Source organism: Rhodococcus sp. ARP2 (genome assembly GCF_001029585.1).
Classification (GTDB): Bacteria; Actinomycetota; Actinomycetes; order Mycobacteriales; family Mycobacteriaceae; genus Rhodococcus_F; species Rhodococcus_F erythropolis.
The window spans coordinates 1-16,523 of the sequence record NZ_LEKE01000114.1 but is presented as its reverse complement, the minus strand read 5'-3'; the positions used below and the strand labels follow the sequence as shown (position 1 = coordinate 16,523).

Here is a 16,523-nt window from a genome sequence, read left to right as displayed (position 1 = left end):
TTCCCCACGGGACTTTTCGGATGATCGGTTTCCGGCAGCGCCTCGGTCGAGAACAGCGCAATCAGTCGCGCCGCAGCGGCGGCTGCCTCTCGGCGAGCCTGCATACCGAAACCGATGGTCGTCACCGACACCGGAATCACCATCGCGACAAGAGAACTAGTCAGCACATCGATGGGTGACACCCATCCGGAGTGGACGAACCACGAGCCGAGACCAAGGTTGACCACCAGCACTACCGGTGCGCTCAATGCAATCGAGGCCAGCGCCTCGGTCCGAAGCATCGGGCGAACCCAGCCCTCGTACGAGAGTGCAAATGCCTTGGCGGCGTCGCGGTACCGGGAGTGTGACTGCTTGTCCTGACCGAAGGTCTTGACCACTGCGATACCGGTGACGAACTCGACGATGGTGTTGCTGATGGCCGCGATGCCCTCATTCATCCGGCTCATCTTGACGGCCATGTCCTTGGTCATCATCGCGTAGGCGATCATGTAGATCGGGAGCGTGGCAATCGCGACCAATCCCAGACGCCAGTCGATCGAGATCACGTAGCCGAGTCCGACGAGCGGCACTGCGATGGCTCCGGTGGTCTCGACGGCGCTGTGCGCAACCAGGTAATGGAGATCGGAGATGTCGTTCTGCGCGGCTTTGCGCACGGTTCCGGACGAGTGGGAGGTGAACCAGCCCAGGGGAAGTCGACCGAGAGTCGCTGCGATTCGACGCCGCAGCACCGCCTGCAGATTCACATCGGCGAAGTGCGTCACGATCAACGCACCGCCTCCGAAGAACGCACGCATACCCAGACCGAAGACGACCACCCACACGATCGTCCAGACACGGGACGAGTCGACGTCACCGCCCACGATCAGCGTCTTACCCAGTTCGGCGATGGCCACGTACGGCACGATGGCGGCGACCGCGGCGATCACCTGCATCACCATCGCGATGGTGGTCCGCGTGCGCACTGGAGCGAGGAGTTCGCGAAGCGCGCTCTTGTGCGCCGCCGCTTCAGCTTTGGCTTGCGAGGCTTCGGCCGCCGCTCCTTGTGATACGTCGGCCTCTTCAGATGAAATGTCTGCTTTCGTGGCCTGTGTCGTCGTCATTTCGAGAACGCCTTCCATCGGGTAACTGCGTCGGCGTCGGATGCGATGCGTCCTTGGAGCTCCGCGCCGGTGAGTGTGCGATCGGCAAGTGCCTCGAGGTCTTCGAGGATCCAGTAGACCGCGAAGGGATAACTGCCGAACCAGAGTTCGCCGCTGACGTCTGCCGTGCGCCCGGCCTGCACCGCAGGGATCTCGTTGAACAACGGATTTGCGTGTACCAGTGCGCCGTCGTAGATGTTTCCCGAGGTCACGACCATCGCGTCCGCCGCGTGCTGCCCGACCTCCTCGCCCGACACCGAAGACGTGGCAACACCTGTGTTCGGTCCGATCTTCGCGTCGAGTTCGGCTTGTGGACGCCTGAAACCGGCTTCCTCGATCATCGAGGACATCGGCGACTGTGGGATGACGGTGTAGATGCCGCCGGAGAATCCCACCAGCACGGACAACGCCTGCGGTTGCGCCTCGACCGTTCCGGATACTTCGGCAAATTTGGTCTCGAGCCTCGACACGATTTCGTGAGCTTCGGACTCTCGACCCAGTGCAGTCGCCGCGGTATTCAGAACTTCGCGCCACGGCGCCGCATAGGCGAGCACCGTCGTCGGGGCAATCTCGTTGGCCTGAGCCGTGATCGACGTCAGCGACCCGACGTCACTGAGCAGGATTCTGTCAGGATCGACTGCTGCGATCTGTTCGATATCGGGTGACTCGAAGAACGTCGGTTTGTCGACGACCTCTATGCCCTCGCTCTGCAAGATCTCCTTCGCCGCCTGTGATTGCAGGGTGGCAAAGACCGTATCGGGCTTGACCCCGAGCGTGAGCGCGTTGAGTGCTGCGAACTCGTCCAGTGCGACCCACTGCTGCCGCATCCTTCTCTCCCTGCTTTAGTTACACACTGTCTCGATTAGGGGAGCCTACAATAACTCAAGCCGTTTGTGCAGCCCTCGTCACCGGAAGTGCAAACGCCGGCAGACACGCGACAACACTGATGACTGCGCCCATCACGAACGCCGCTCCGAACGAATCACCGGAAATACCGATCGCCAGGACTGCTGTGGTCACCGGCGCACCCACCGCCGATCCCACGGTCCTGATCACGCTGTTGACACCACTGGCCGCTGCCATCTCCGATGGCGGCACGATCGAAGCAACCAACAGAGCACAGACCGCGAACCCCACGCCGTTCCCCAACCCGACGAGGGAGAAGAACAGCACGATCGCAACCACCGAACTCGGCCAGATTGCGAGTCCGATCGCGCCCGTCGCCATGAGTGCCAGCGCTGTCACCGCCGGTACTCGCGGCCCGTATCGCCGCGCGAGAGCCGGCGTCAAACGCCCGCCGAGAAAGACGAGTACAGCGGCAGGCAAGAGCGCCAACCCGGTCTGCACGACAGTGAATCCGCTTCCGTACGTGGACGTGTCCGGCGCCTGGAGGATCCGCGGCAGGCAGAGGTAAAAGATGTACGGCACGAATCCGAACACCAGAGTGAGTGCGCTGGTGATCATCATCGGCTTGTCCCGAAAGACTCGCATGTCGACAATCGGCGCGTCGTGGCGGGAATCGACGGCAATCAGTGTCGCGAACGAAACTAACGCGATTACAACCAGACCCCAGAATCCGAGCGACAGAACTCCCCAGTCGGAGGCTTTGGTGATCGCCAGGAGCAGGCTCACCAACCCGAACGCCAGTGCTCCGGCACCGGCCCAGTCCGTCGGCATACCCGGCCGGCGATGCGAACCCGGAACCACGGCCACCACCGCGACCAATGCGAGCACGATCAAGATCCCGGTGATCACGAACAACCACTGCCAACTGAGATACTCGAGAATGACACCGCCGATCACCAGTGCACTTCCGGCACCGATTCCCAAAGTCCCAGCGAGCCAACCTATCCCCGAAGACAACTCGGCGCCCACTACCGTTCTCCGCAGCACTGCCATCGCGAGCGGGAAGCTCGCCATACTCACTCCCTGGACGGCCCGAACGACGAGCAGCACCCCGATGTTCGGCGCTGCCGCGGCGGCGAATGTGGCGAGGGCAAAGATGATCAGAACGATCACCAGAACTCGCTTGTCGCCGAACCGGTCACCCATTGCCCCGACGATCGGAGCCATCACCGCGGCCGCCAACAGATAGGACGTAAGAATCCACCCGGTCACCGCCACGGACGTGTCGAAATGCTCACCCAACACCGGCAACGCCGGTACCAGCATGGTCTGCATGAGCGAGTAGACGAGTACCGCTCCAGCCAGGGCTGCGATCACCCGGCTCCCGGATCGCGTGGGCGCCTCTGCCAAGGTCGTCATCGACACCTTCCTCCAATCATGAATCGAATCGGAACGGAACACTCCGTTCCGATTGAGTAAACCACGCATTGCTAGCCTGTGGGAATGGCGAAAGAGAATGCGAGCCTCCCCGGACGCGCCCGAGAAGCCGCAGACAACGACGTCACCGTGCTGCGAGCAGCGCGCGAGATTTTTGCCGAACAGGGTTGGAATGCACCGGTATCGGCGATTGCCGCACGGGCCGGAGTGGGCGTCGGCAGCATCTATCGCCGATACCGAGGCAAGGAGGAACTGGCGCAATCCCTGCGCGTCTGGGCGATCGATCACCTCGCCACCCTTGCCCGAGAGTGCGTGAGCACCGCGAAAACCGATGAAGCCGTATTGAAGACGTTCTTCTCGCGATATCTCACCGAATCGGTGGGACCGCTCATTCCGGTCCTCGGCGGCAGGTTGCCTGAACACGCCGAAGTCACTCGTGCCGCCGAAGAATTGGAGGCCGCCTTGCAATCCATGGTCGACGTCTGCGTCGACGCTCGCGAAGTCCCGCCCGGCTTCACTGCTGCAGACGTCATGCTCATGACAGTGCATCTGCGGCCGACTCTGCCGATCGAGGGCGATCGAGCCACCGAAATACACACGCGTTATCTCGATTTCATGCTCGACGGACTTCGTGGCGGAACACCTCAACCGTCGATCACTCCCCCATCCTGGAGCGAATGGCTTCAGATGTGGCAGGGCGCCTGACCCGGAGAACACCCGAACAGAACATCAGGTTAGGCTTACCTAGCTTAGTTCGCCATGTTCGGAAGGTTTTCATGAAACTCACCCGCCGGTTCGCCGGATTCGCCGCACTACCCGCCGTCGCCGCACTCCTACTCACCGGTTGCGGAAGTAGCGACGCATCACCTTCTACCGAGACCAGATCTGCCGACCAGTCCTGGAGTTACACAACGGGATACGGAAACACGATCACCCTCGATCACGCCCCGAAGCGGATCGTCGTCGACGCGTATTCCGCTGCGGCGCTGTGGGACTACGGTATTCGGCCGGTCGGCATCTTCGGTTACGGCGTCGGCAATCCCGACGTCACCGATCATGCCGACGAGTCGACCATGACGGTCGTCGGCCGTGAAGGCGAACTCAGCGCGGAAGCACTTGCGGCACTGGACCCCGACCTCGTCATCGGGTACGGCAACAGCGACGACCCGACGCGATGGACTTGGTGGGACGAGCCGATGGGCAACACCGTCAACAATGTTGCACCGTTTGTCGGCGTCAAGTTCTCCGGAGCCTCGACACCGGACGTGTTGAGCGAATACGCCGCACTCGCCGAAGCTCTCGGCGGGAACACCGACACAGCCGCAGCACGCGAGGGCAAGGAAGCATTCGAATCCGGTGCAGAGCGCATCCGAACTGCCGCGGCCAAGGTCGACGACATCGAAGTCCTCGCCCTGAACGGTGACAGCTCCGAGTTGTACGCAGGCACAACGGCGCTCGCCCAGTTCGGTTATCTGAAAGAACTCGGTGTGAAGTTCACCGGACCGGGAGGCGACAAAGGCTGGGCCGACCTCAGCTGGGAGCAGGTCCCGGATTACCCGGCGGACATCGTGTTCCAGTTCGCGAAGTCGGCAGAAGCATTCGCAGAATCACCCGTGTTCGTCAAGCTGCCCGCGGTGACCGCGAACCAGGTGATCGACTTCGACGACAAGCGTCCCAACACCTACGCCAATTACGGCGCCTGGTTCGAGCAGGTTGCACAACTACTCGACCAGGCCCGCAACGTCGCCTGAATTACTGCCCAGCAGTGATTCGCCCGGCCGCTTCCTCGAGAACGTCGAGGAAGATGGCCGCGGTGAGCGCAAATCCTTGGTTGTATCGCGCGTCGCTGGTCAACACGTTGCCCGCTTGAACTGCAGGCAACCGCTGCCATGTCGGCTGCGTCTTGATCGTGTCGAGTGCTTCCTGATCGCGAGCTTGGGCGATGATCACATCCGCCGGAGCCAAGGTGTCGAGTTGCTCGAACGACAACTCGAACGAGTTCTCTGCATTGTCGTCGTCACGGAAAAGCACGTCCAGGCCGGCATCGATCGCAACACTGATCCGCAGATTCCGCTGATGCACAAGGAATCCGGTCGGCGTCTGAACGCCGAATACGATTTTCTTTCCGCCCAGCTTCTCCTGCAACATGGGTCGCAGTCTCGCGAGCTTGTCGTCGTACTCCGCGATGGAAGCCTCGGCGATTGCCACACGGTCGAGTTGGCTCGCCTGCGCCATCAGCGCACCTCGCCAGTCGACCGGGTGTCCGGCGATCGGTTCGACGTCGTCGCCGACGACCAACAGCGGCGCGATCGAAGACAAGCGCTCGGTGCCGTACCAGTCGCTCGTGTAGCCGATCGCAGTGATGACGATCAGATCGGGCTCGAGAGCGAGCAGAGCCTCGAAATTGGTGGAGAAATCGCCGGCTACGTTGACGAAGCTCGCGTCCTCGATGGTGCGGCCGGGAAACTGAAATCCTGCCTTGGCATCGGGGAACCAGAAGTTCCCCGAACCGACGATCGGGTAGTCCATCATCATCGCGAATTCGAGGTCGACGCGGCCGTCCAGCACCACAACGCGCTTGGGGTCGCGCGGAACGTCGCCGCTGAACTCGCCCCACGTGTACGGGAGAGTGTCACTGGCCGAGTCCGACTCGGCATCGGAAGTTCCACACGCACTCAACGCCAGTGCTGCAGCCACACCGGCTGCGCCACCGAAGAATCGGCGCCGTGAAATGCGGTCGACGATCTGAGCCCACTCCGAATCGGTGACCTGCGTATCCAAGACGAGTGTCATACCTTTGCTCCTTCGATGTTTCGCTGACGCTCGCGTCCCAGCGGAATGACAAGTGGTGTGTGGGAAACCGGATCGTCGATGATGCGGCACGCCATGCCGAACACCTCCTGCACCAGTTCTTCGGTGATGATTTCCGCGGGCGGGCCTTCGGCGACCACCGCGCCGTCCTTCATCGCGATGATGTGAGTTCCGTAGCGGCACGCGTGATTGAGATCGTGAAGCACAGCCACCAGCGTGTGCCCGTCGTTCTCGTTCAGATCGCGGCACAACTCCAGAAGCTCGATCTGATGGGCGATGTCGAGGAACGTCGTCGGCTCGTCCAGCAGCACCAACGGAGTCTGCTGCGCGAGAACCATCGCGACCCAGACACGTTGGCGCTGACCACCGGACAGTTCGTCGACCGGCCTTGCCGACAGATCCGTGACCTTGGTTGCCTCCATCGCCTTGATGACGGCGGCCTCGTCCTCTCGCGACCACTGACGGATCAGCTTCTGATGCGGATAACGTCCTCGCGCAACCAGATCGGCGACCTTGATACCGTCCGGGGCGATCGACGTCTGCGGCAGAAGCCCGAGCCGCCTCGCAACTTCCTTGGCCGGGTACGACGTGATCGCTTTGCCGTCGAGAAGAACCTTGCCGGTGGTCGGCTTGAGCAACCGGGACAACGCACGCAGAAGTGTCGACTTGCCGCAGGCGTTGGGACCGACGATGACGGTGAAGCCACCGTCGGGGATCTCGACGTCGAGGTGCTCCGAGATGACGCGCTTGTCGTACCCGATCGTGACGTCCTCGGCGCGAAGCCGATTCGTCTTCTCAGCCACGACGCCCGCCACACTTGCCTCGTTCACGCTGTTCCTCGTTCCTTCACCGATCACTGCTTACGGGCCTCTCGCGCGAGAAGCCATACAAAATAGATGCCACCGATGGAGACGGTGACCACGCCGACCGGCAACTGTGTCGGTGCAAAAGCTCGCTGCGCCACCCAGTCGCTGACCATCAACAACGCGCCACCCATTGCTGCCGACGGCAGCAGGGTCACTCCGGCACTACCGGTCAATCGCCTCACCAATTGCGGAGCCGCCAGCGAGACGAACCCGATCGGTCCGGCCGCTGCTGTCACCATGGCCGTCAGAGCGACACCCAGAACAACCAGGGAAAGCCGCGTGGGTTCGGCCCGGACGCCGAGCGCCTTGGCGGCGTCGTCGCCCATCTCGAGCATCTGCATCCGCCTGCCCAACACCAGGATCAGCGGAACGAGGATGGCCAGCACGACGACCACCGGCCACACCTGAGTCCAGCCGAGACCGTTCAACGAACCGGCACCCCACACTGCGGCGGCCATGGCGTCGTCAAGCTTCGCCTTGAGAATCATCCAGGTGTTGACCGAGCCCAACATCGCACTGATGGCGATACCGACGATGATCAACCGGAATCCCTGCACACCACGCTTGTACGCAAGGAGGTAAACCACTGCTGCGGTCGCGATTCCGCCCACCAGAGCACCGACTGCGATCTCGTAGTAAGTACCACCGATGAGGAGGATGACCACAAGAGCGCCCGTGTACGCACCGGAGTTGAAGCCGATGATGTCTGGGCTACCCAACGGGTTCCTGGTGAGCGATTGGAAGATCGCACCGCTCATGCCGAGTGCCGCACCGAGCATCAGCGCCAACAGAACTCGGGGCAGACGCCATTCCACGACAACCATGTGGATACGCGCGGGAGCCTCGCCGAACAGTGCGCCGAGGACGTCCCCGATCGGCACCTGGTAGTCACCACTACCGAGGGCGATGACGCCGATCGCCAGTGCAAGCGCAACGAGGATGAGACAGACCGTGACCGTGCGGACGTCGATCCGCGCGGACCAGCCTTCTTTGGGTGAGCGCACCACCGTGGTGGGGCGCCCGAAATCGATGCTCACAGACCGCTCACCTTGCTTCGACGCACCAGCATGATCAGCACCGGAGCTCCGATGAATGCCGTGACGATGCCGACCTGAAGTTCACCCGGGCGCAGCACGATTCGGCCGACGACGTCGGAGAAGAGAAGAAGAATCGGCGAGCACACCAATGTGTACGGGAGAATCCATCGCTGATCCGGTCCGACGAACCATCTCGCGACGTGCGGAACCATCAAACCGACGAATCCGATCGGCCCGGCCGCCGCTGTCGCTGCGCCACACAGCAAGGTCACCGCGATGACACCGAGGATACGAGTACGAGTGATGTTGGCACCGAGCGAACGTGCCAGATCGTCACCCAAGGCCACGGCGTTGAGTTGGCGCGCCAACGCGAGCGCCAGGAAGAGCCCGATGAGAATGAAGGGGGCAACGGCCAGAACGATTTCCAACGAACGTCCGCTGAGTGAGCCGGCATTCCACTGGCGCATCTGGTCGAAGGCGGTCGGGTTGAGCAAGGTGATGCCGGACGAGATGCCGCCGAGCACGGAGCCGATGGCAACACCGGCCAGCGTCAGCCGAATGGGCGTCGCACCACCTCGGCCGATCGAGCCCAGCGTGTAGACGATCGCCGTGGCTATCACCGCTCCGAGGAACGCGAACCAGATGTACGACCAGATGCTGGTCAGGCCGAAGACCGCGACGGCAACAACCATCGCAAAGCCTGCGCCGGCATTGACACCGAGAATTCCGGGGTCAGCCAAGGGATTTCGTGTCATCGCCTGGATGAGGCCACCGGCCACGCCGAGCGCCATGCCGACGATCAGACCGAGCAGAGTACGCGGCAGCCGCAGGTCACGGATGATCACGTGATCGTTCGAGTCGTCGTAGTTCACCAGCGCGTCGATGACCGTGCCGAACGGAATGGTCTTCGATCCCACCGCAATGCTCAGAAGGAGCACGGCGGCGAGCACCACCAGGCACACCAGAAGACCCGCCATACGACGAGAGTTGGTCGATACCAGGCCGTCCGGTTGCTTCTGCTTCTCTTGCAGCGACTCGTCGATCAGTTCTTCGGTGTGTTTGTCGACGGCTCTCTCGTCAGCCGCACTCTGGTCGACGGCACTCTTGTCTAATCCAACGGTCACAAGCCGGCGCTCTCTAGAGTCTTCTCGACCTCGTCGCGAATCTCTTCCTCGTCGCGGTCCGATTCCCAGGCCGCATCGAGTGCCGCGCGGACACTCTCGTCGAGGGCCTCGTACTTCGCGTTCCAGACCTCTGCCTTGTAGGTCCAGTAGCCGATGACCTTGTACTGCTCACCCGGCAACTTGAGTTCGTGGCGAAGGTACTTGCGGATGTCACGGAGCATGGTGCTCTCGCCTGCCACCCACACGTATCCGAGTTCAGTGGGCAGGTTCATCGCGCGAACCGCGTCCGGCAGCTTCGACGGTGCAACACCGTTGCCACTGCCGACCAGCCAGATGAACTCGACGTCGGCGTCCGAGGTGATCTGCTGCTTGTGCGACTCGTCCACCACCTCGACGATCGCCTTGGCCGACATGCCGGCCGGCAACTGTTCGATCAGACGACCGAGTGCGGGGAGTCCGGTTGCGTCGGCGACGAATACCTGCCAGCGTGCGTCGGCCGGCGGCTCGTAGAGGCCACGAGACTCGCCGATCGCCAACTTGTCACCGATCTCGGCTTTCTTCGCCCAGTCGCTGGCGATTCCGCCCTCGTGAACCACGAAGTCGATTGTCATTCGGCTGGTTTCGGCATCGAACCGTCGCACGGTGTACGGCTGGCACGGGGACGGTTCCTCGCCCTCCGGGTACCGCCAACCGCGCGGTGCGTCCGGATCTTCCGCCGGTAGAACGAACTCGCCTGTAGCCGGGACCGGGAAGTGGAGGCGCAGGTATTCGTCACCGGTACCGGTGGTTTCGAAGGCGGTCAGCTCCTCCCCACCGAACACGATACGAACCATTCCCGGGGTCACGTACTCCTTGTGAAGTACCTCGCCGAACACAAGACTCACAACAATCTCCAACATCGATGGAACATGAACCCGACCCGAACACGAGGATCAAATCCGACTTCCGGACATAGTTAACCCGCGCTAAGTAAGGTAGACCTTAATTTATTGCAGTGTCGTCGATGAGTCGATGCCTTCTCCGCTGCAACGGGGCCAACTACTATCGCAATTCGGCCAACGCAATACATATGGCCTGTTCACGACAAGTATTGGCACCAGTGTGACTTCTGACTACCGCCCACGATCCCTAGCGTGGACCCAGTGCCTTCGACACCACTTCTTTCGGCCGAGACAAACGGTCCCCCAACCGGCCAGGCGATCACGCCGCGCCAGGTAATCACACGCGCGATCGCTTCCGAAGGTCGCGGAGCCAAGCTGGCGGCGGCGTCCGTCGGCTTCACCGGCCACCAGGTCGCGGAAGCGTTGGTGCCGGTAGTGATCGGTGCGGTGATCGACCGGGCTGTGGCGACCAGCGATGCCGCCGCACTCGGAAAGTGGATCCTCGTTCTCGGAATTCTCTTCACCGGCTTGTTGCTCAGTTGGCGCTTCGCTGCACGCATCTCCGATTCCGTCACTGAGCACGGTGCGCATCGCTTGCGGATGGACATCGCGCGCCGAGGCCTCGATCCGCACGGCATGTCGCCGCGGCGCATGCCTGGCGAGGTCTACTCGATTGCAACATCCGACGCGGGTTCGGTGGCCGGATTCACACACACGCTGAGCACAAAACTTGCGGCCGCCTGTGGAGTGCTGACCGCCGCGATTTCGCTTCTGGTGATCTCGGTGCCACTCGGCCTGCTCGTCATTCTCGGTACGCCCCCGGTGCTGGCTCTCATGCAGTTGGTCAGTCGACCGCTCGAACGCCGAGCCGAGACCGATCAATGGCAGGGCGCCAAGGCCGGTGCCCTGGCCGCAGATCTACTCTCCGGACTTCGAATCCTCGCCGGCATCGGCGCCGGAGATGCTGCAGCGCAGCGGTATCGGGGAGCCAGCCGGACTTCGTTGGAAGCAACCCTTCGCGCACAGAGATACCAAGCGATGTACTCCGCCGCCAATGTTGCGATCGCCGGCGCTTTCCTCGCCGTCATCGCGTACGTGGGTGGACGGATGGCAGCGTCCGGGAGCATCTCGGTCGGTGAATTCGTTGCCGTGGTGGGTCTGGCACAGTTCCTTCGCGGTCCGTTGATCGACATCATCTACTTCGGCGCCGGCCTGGCACGGGCGCGTGCTTCCGCCAACCGCGTCGCAGCACTTCTCGGGACCACCGAGGCTGTGACTCCCGCGGGTGCACCTGTGCCCCTGAATCACTCCGAGTTCCTGACGCTGCGCGACGTCGTGTTGGCCGGAGCGTCACCAGTCGATCTCGACGTCAAACGCGGCGAGATCATCGGCATCGTCACCGAGAATGCGGCGTGGGCGGATGCGTTGGTCGACGCACTGGCGCGTCGAATCGAGCCTTCGAGCGGAACAATTCATCTCGGCGACAACGCCATTCACGAGCTGCACATCGACGAACTTCGCACTCATGTTCTGGCAGCACCGCACGACGCGGCACTGTTCATAGGAACAGTCGGCGACAACATCGACGCCCTCGCACCGATCGGTCGCCGCAACGACGAGGCCATCGCCGCGGCCGCCGCAGATCAAGTGATCTCGGCACTGCCGCTCGGCCTCGCCACCCGAGTCACCGAGCAAGGGAATTCTTTGTCCGGCGGACAGCGTCAGCGCATCGCGTTGGCGAGGGCACTGGCGAGCGAAGCGCCCGTCCTGGTGCTGCACGATCCCACCACTGCCGTCGACTCCGTCACCGAAGCGCGCATTGCTCGCGGGATCGCCGAGGTACGCGGGGCGCACGCCACAATACTTCTGACCAGCAGCCCAGTGCTGCTCGATATCTGCGATCGGGTGATCGAGCTGTGAACGAACTACTCCCCACCGCAACACCGAAACAAGCGCGCCGCGCGGCACTTCGGTTGATGGGACCCCACCGGATCTCCGCGATCGCAGCAGTCGTCACCCTGACCGCCGCGACCGCGATAGGTCTGCTCACACCGCTGGTCCTCGGCGCCATGGTCGACGCCGTGACCGACGGAGACGGCGACGCTGTCTCTCGCATCGGCACACTGACTCTCGCGTTGGTCGGCATCGCAGTTGCCTCGTCACTTCTCGTCGGAGTGAGCAACTACCTACTCGCCGGCGTCGGCGAGCGCGTTGTCGCCGACCTTCGCGAAGAAGTTGTCGTCCGGGTTCTCGACCTTCCGCAGAGCGACGTCGAACGCGCCGGGCGCGGAGACCTGGTCTCCCGCATCACCGGCGACGTGCGGTTGGTGACTCGGGCCGTATCCGAAGCACTTCCGGTTTTTGCCACCGCGGCACTGACCATCGTGTTGACGCTGATCGGATTGGGTAGCCTCGATTGGAGATTCGCCGTCGCCGCGGTGATCGCGGCACCCATCCAGATCCAGGCGCTGCGCTGGTACCTCTCGAGGTCTGCACCGGTCTACCGCGAGGAGCGAGAGGCGGAAGGTGCACGTGCGCAACAGCTCCTGGACTCGCTGAGCAACTCCGACACCGTCGGATCGCTTCGCCTGGCCCAGCCGCATCTCGAACAGATCGAATCTCGATCGATGGCCGCCGTCCGCCTGAGCCTGTTGACCACGCGTCTACGCACCAGGTTCTTCGGCCGGCTCAACATCGCGGAGTACATCGGCCTGTCCGCTGTGCTGATCACCGGCTTCTGGCTGGTGAAGGACGGTCAGATCAGCATCGGCGCCGCCACCGCCGCAGCCCTGTTCTTCCACCGCCTCTTCGATCCGGTGGGCGCGGTTCTCAGCGTGTTCGACGAATTACAGGAAGGCACAATCGCGTTGGCTCGCCTGGTCGGAGTCACCCTTGCGCCCGTGCCATCCGCACCGACCGATCCGCAGGAACCTGTCGACAGCTCGGCGACTTTGGAACGTGTCACGTTCTCGTACCGAAGCGGCGACGCTCCTGTTCTGCGAGACATCGACATCACCCTTTCGGCAGGAACCGTCACGGCACTCGTCGGCGCTACCGGAGCCGGAAAATCGACAGTCGCAAAACTGGTCGCGGGGACCTACGAACCGACCGAAGGCGTCGTGAAGATCGGGACGGTGCCCCGGAACGAACTGCCACCGTCGGCCTCTCGGAGCGCGGTGGCCCTCGTGACCCAGGAGGTCCACGTCTTTGCCGGCACGTTGGCCGAGGATCTGCGGCTGGCCGACCCGTCGGCCACCGACAGCGACATCATCGCAGCGCTCGAAACCGTCGGCGCCTCCGATTGGTTGCGGGCACTCCCGGACGGACTCGAAACCGTCGTCGGAGACGGTGGACACCGGCTGACCGCAACACAGGCACAACAACTTGCGTTGGCAAGAATCGAATTACTGGATCCGCCGCTGCTGATTCTCGACGAGGCGACCGCCGAAGCGGGCAGCGCCGGAGCCAAGGTCCTCGACGATGCCGCTCTGGCTCTGACCCGGGGTCGCACTGCTGTCACAGTGGCACACCGACTCTCACAGGCCGTCGACGCCGATCAGATCCTGGTGATGGACGACGGCCGCGTCGTCGAGCACGGCTCTCACGACGAGTTGGTCAACATCGGGGGTCGGTACGCGGAACTGTGGGAAGCGTGGTCCGCGCCGCGGCGTTGATCGCGACAGTTGCACCGGGCACTTCCGCCCGGTGCAACCCAACTCAAGCGTGCAGGAGATACGGCACCGATTCGGGAGCCACGCTCCCCTTGTTCATCATGCTGCCGGGTGTCCGGCCGGTGACCCGGCGGAACACTGCGACAAAAGCACTCGGAGTCTCGTATCCGACCCGCCTACTGACAACCGAAACCGGCACGCCAGCAGCCAGGTACGTCAGTGCTGCGCGGACTCGAACCTGAATTCGCCACTGTGCAAAGGTCATTCCCGTACCCTGAGCGAACACACGCGTCAGCGTACGGACGCTACCGCCGGCCGTCAGCGCCCATTCGGACAGCGACCGCTGGTCTGCCGGATTGGCGACCAACGCTTCGGCAACGAACAACGCTCGCGGATCGGTCGGCATCGGAACCTCCACCGCAGCAACTTCGAGCGGCTGCAACATGTCGAAGGCCACCCGCTCGGCGCGACTGCGCGCCTCGTCGGGCATGTTCCGCCGATGCATGTGCAGGAGTACCTCACGCAGGAGAGCGCTGACACCGAACAAGCCCGGAACACCCGACGGCGCGGCGTGCGCCTCAGGCCGGAAGTACGTGCAGAAGAACTCGGTACCTGGGCCCGCCTTCACGGCATGCAACGCACCGGCAGGCAGCCACAGTCCGGCCGAAGGCGGCACCTCCCAAGTGATGCCGTCGGCAACAACGGTGAGCATTCCACCGGAGTTTCCCCAGATCAGCTCATGTTCAGGATGACGATGCGGGGCCCACTGCCGCTGATGAGAGAGCTTCAGAGTCACCGTTGTCATCGAGTAGGGGTGATCGATGGAACGCGGCCCCACGGGCACCGAAATTCTCTCTGCCACAGCTGTCATGAAGACGAGTATAGGACTTTCGTTAGGCATACCTAAATAGGAACCCGAAAATTGTTGACTGTGACCCCAGAGTTACACATACCAGGGTCCCCGATATCGTGACTGCAACTCCCGGCTACGGGTCGGCAACGAGAGGTACATGATGGTTGACGCATCACGAATCCCGGTCATCGTCGGCGTCGGCGATCTGCGCTGGAATCCTGCCGACGGGCACCGCGAACCTCTTGACTTGATTCACGACGCCACCGTCGCCGCATTGAACGACAGTGGACGCGCTGAGCTGGGAACACAGATCGATTCCGTGTTCGCGATCAAGACGGTCAGCTGGTCGTACGACGATCTCCCCGGGCTGCTTGCCTCACGATTAGGCGCGACCCCCACTGTCACCTCTACCTCGCCGATCGGTGGCCACTGGCCGGCGGCACTCCTCGATCGGATCGGCGCGGCCATCGCTCGCGGTGAATCCTCGGCTGCTCTGCTCGTGGGCGGCGAATCGCACGCCAGCAGCACCGCGCTGCGAAAGTCCGGAGTCGCTCCCGACTCGATCGGGTGGACCGCTGCGCCCGGTGGGCCTCCCGGATTCGATCCGGCCGACCTGGGAAGCCCTGAAATGCAGCGCGCCGGTTTCATCGTGCCGACGCGCGTCTACCCGCTCTTCGAGAACTGTTTCAGTGCTTCCGAGGGCCACGGCGGCCGCGAATCGCTCGCCTGGTCCGCGAAGATGTACGCCGCATTCTCGGAACTGGCATCGAAGAATCCCGCCTCCTGGACGTCGGAGATCCGATCGGCAGACGAGATCGGCACCGTCGGACCTGGCAATCGGATGGTCTCCGAGCCGTACCCGCTGATGCTCAACGCCATGCCCTTCGTCAATCAGGCTGCGGCCGTTGTCGTCTGCTCGTTGTCGACGGCCCGCGAGTTCGGGATCGATGAAAGCAAACTGGTGTACCTCTGGGGCGGCGCTGGTGCGAGTGATCCGTTGGACATCCTCAGCCGCAACAGCTTCGACAGCTCGGCCGCGATGCATGACGCCGTACATCGCGCACTCGATGGTGCCGGAGTCGGCGCCGACGCACTCGACATCGTCGATGCCTACAGCTGCTTCCCGATCGTGCCCAAGCTGTTGATCCGCGAACTCGGACTTCCCGATACCGCGATCCCAAGCGTCACCGGAGGTCACTCGTTCTTCGGCGGACCGCTCAACAGCTACACCCTGCATTCCGTCGCTGAAGTCACCAGGCGAATTCGCGAGGGCGCGAACCTTGCCCTCGTCCACGCCAACGGTGGATTCCTCACATACCAGCACTGCGTACTGCTGTCGGCCGCCGCTCATGCCGACGGGTACGTCGGTGATCCCGACGCGCGCGCTTTAACCGCGGAGCCTCCGGAACTGATCACCGATTACCAGGGCACTGCGGAAATCGTCACTGCCTCTGTCGAATACGGTCGCACTGGCGAACCTGAGATCGGGTTCGTGATTGCAACAACGCCGGACGGCGGCCGTGTCGCCGGTCACACCGGTCCCGAGAATGCCGCCGAACTGACCCAGCTTCGCGGTGACAACCCGGCGGCGATCGGGCGGACCGTTCATATCAGCGACGAGAACGGGAAGCTCACGCTCACGTTCTGACGGTCGACAGCCGTGAGCACCGGGGCATGTTTGTGCCCCGGCGCTCACGTCTTCAGTTGTCGCGATTCACGCCGCGGTGGGCGGACTGTTCCCGCCGATCGGATGCTGGCGTGCGACTGCACCGTGACGCGGATCTTGTTGGATGAGAACGGTGTTCCGCTCGACTGCGGTAAGGAAGTAAGAACAGCGACGGTGCCGCAGCGGCGGGCG

At 62.9% G+C, this 16,523-nt stretch carries 14 protein-coding genes and 1 pseudogene; 6 read left to right on the top strand and 9 right to left on the bottom strand.

Annotation, left to right across the window (positions count from 1 at the left end):
* The 3 genes from ABX74_RS28105 to ABX74_RS28095 form a co-directional block, all read right to left on the bottom strand.
* On the bottom strand, window positions 1–1,100 hold a 1,100-nt coding region (locus ABX74_RS28105; RefSeq protein WP_223258038.1), incomplete at its 3' end, for an ABC transporter transmembrane domain-containing protein.
* Window positions 1,097–1,966, bottom strand: coding sequence for an ABC transporter substrate-binding protein (locus ABX74_RS28100; protein ID WP_047890215.1), 870 nt, complete (start codon window positions 1,964–1,966; stop codon window positions 1,097–1,099). The genes ABX74_RS28105 and ABX74_RS28100, both read right to left, overlap by 4 nt.
* Before the next feature lie 55 nt (window positions 1,967–2,021).
* Window positions 2,022–3,404 carry an MFS transporter gene (locus ABX74_RS28095; RefSeq protein ID WP_047890218.1) on the bottom strand — a complete coding sequence of 461 codons (1,383 nt, stop codon included), beginning with the start codon at window positions 3,402–3,404 and terminating at the stop codon, window positions 2,022–2,024.
* 84 nt (window positions 3,405–3,488) lie between these two features.
* On the opposite strand from ABX74_RS28095, the gene ABX74_RS28090 reads away from it, so the two are divergent.
* Window positions 3,489–4,127, top strand: coding sequence for a TetR/AcrR family transcriptional regulator (locus ABX74_RS28090; protein WP_047890214.1), 639 nt, complete (start codon window positions 3,489–3,491; stop codon window positions 4,125–4,127).
* Between the two features lie 71 nt (window positions 4,128–4,198).
* Window positions 4,199–5,173, top strand: coding sequence for an ABC transporter substrate-binding protein (locus ABX74_RS28085; RefSeq protein WP_047890213.1), 975 nt, complete (start codon window positions 4,199–4,201; stop codon window positions 5,171–5,173).
* Between the two features lies 1 nt (window position 5,174).
* Here the strand turns inward: ABX74_RS28085 and ABX74_RS28080 are convergent, their stop codons facing one another.
* From ABX74_RS28080 to ABX74_RS28060, 5 genes are read right to left on the bottom strand one after another with little or no spacing between them, the layout of a single operon-like run.
* Window positions 5,175–6,215 (bottom strand): ABC transporter substrate-binding protein, encoded by a 1,041-nt coding sequence (locus ABX74_RS28080; protein WP_047890212.1) that lies wholly within the window; start codon window positions 6,213–6,215, stop codon window positions 5,175–5,177.
* Complete coding sequence (locus ABX74_RS28075) at window positions 6,212–7,063, bottom strand: ABC transporter ATP-binding protein (RefSeq protein WP_223258037.1); 852 nt, start codon at window positions 7,061–7,063, stop codon at window positions 6,212–6,214. The genes ABX74_RS28080 and ABX74_RS28075 overlap by 4 nt, the downstream gene beginning before the upstream one ends.
* Window positions 7,064–7,086: 23 nt before the next feature.
* Window positions 7,087–8,136: an iron-enterobactin ABC transporter permease gene (gene fepG, locus ABX74_RS28070; protein WP_019744683.1), complete on the bottom strand. Its 1,050-nt coding sequence runs from the start codon at window positions 8,134–8,136 to the stop codon at window positions 7,087–7,089.
* On the bottom strand, window positions 8,133–9,260 hold the full coding sequence (locus ABX74_RS28065) for a Fe(3+)-siderophore ABC transporter permease (RefSeq protein WP_020970315.1): 1,128 nt from the start codon (window positions 9,258–9,260) through the stop codon (window positions 8,133–8,135). Before ABX74_RS28065 ends, fepG begins: the two co-directional genes overlap by 4 nt.
* A complete protein-coding gene (locus tag ABX74_RS28060; protein WP_223258036.1) occupies window positions 9,257–10,144 on the bottom strand; it encodes a siderophore-interacting protein in 888 nt (295 codons plus the stop codon). Before ABX74_RS28060 ends, ABX74_RS28065 begins: the two co-directional genes overlap by 4 nt.
* A 258-nt stretch (window positions 10,145–10,402) precedes the next feature.
* On the opposite strand from ABX74_RS28060, the gene ABX74_RS28055 reads away from it, so the two are divergent.
* Window positions 10,403–12,061, top strand: a complete 1,659-nt coding sequence (locus tag ABX74_RS28055; protein ID WP_223258035.1) for an ABC transporter ATP-binding protein — start codon at window positions 10,403–10,405, stop codon at window positions 12,059–12,061.
* Complete coding sequence (locus tag ABX74_RS28050; RefSeq protein WP_047890209.1) at window positions 12,058–13,815, top strand: ABC transporter ATP-binding protein; 1,758 nt, start codon at window positions 12,058–12,060, stop codon at window positions 13,813–13,815. Before ABX74_RS28055 ends, ABX74_RS28050 begins: the two co-directional genes overlap by 4 nt.
* A 43-nt stretch (window positions 13,816–13,858) precedes the next feature.
* On the opposite strand, the gene ABX74_RS28045 is transcribed toward ABX74_RS28050, so the two are convergent.
* Window positions 13,859–14,683: a helix-turn-helix domain-containing protein gene (locus ABX74_RS28045; protein ID WP_003946247.1), complete on the bottom strand. Its 825-nt coding sequence runs from the start codon at window positions 14,681–14,683 to the stop codon at window positions 13,859–13,861.
* Window positions 14,684–14,822: 139 nt separating this feature from the next.
* On the opposite strand from ABX74_RS28045, the gene ABX74_RS28040 reads away from it, so the two are divergent.
* Window positions 14,823–16,313 carry an acetyl-CoA acetyltransferase gene (locus ABX74_RS28040; protein ID WP_047890208.1) on the top strand — a complete coding sequence of 497 codons (1,491 nt, stop codon included), beginning with the start codon at window positions 14,823–14,825 and terminating at the stop codon, window positions 16,311–16,313.
* 96 nt (window positions 16,314–16,409) lie between these two features.
* Window positions 16,410–16,523: pseudogene (locus tag ABX74_RS30255) on the top strand (HNH endonuclease); the annotation flags it as partial.

Coding starts and splice junctions, on each gene's coding strand:
- ABX74_RS28100 (WP_047890215.1), bottom strand. CDS start 1,966: ATGCGGCAGCAGTGGGTCGCACTGGACGAGTTCGCAGCACTCAACGCG.
- ABX74_RS28095 (WP_047890218.1), bottom strand. CDS start 3,404: ATGACGACCTTGGCAGAGGCGCCCACGCGATCCGGGAGCCGGGTGATC.
- ABX74_RS28090 (WP_047890214.1), top strand. CDS start 3,489: ATGGCGAAAGAGAATGCGAGCCTCCCCGGACGCGCCCGAGAAGCCGCA.
- ABX74_RS28085 (WP_047890213.1), top strand. CDS start 4,199: ATGAAACTCACCCGCCGGTTCGCCGGATTCGCCGCACTACCCGCCGTC.
- ABX74_RS28080 (WP_047890212.1), bottom strand. CDS start 6,215: ATGACACTCGTCTTGGATACGCAGGTCACCGATTCGGAGTGGGCTCAG.
- ABX74_RS28045 (WP_003946247.1), bottom strand. CDS start 14,683: ATGACAGCTGTGGCAGAGAGAATTTCGGTGCCCGTGGGGCCGCGTTCC.
- ABX74_RS28040 (WP_047890208.1), top strand. CDS start 14,823: ATGATGGTTGACGCATCACGAATCCCGGTCATCGTCGGCGTCGGCGAT.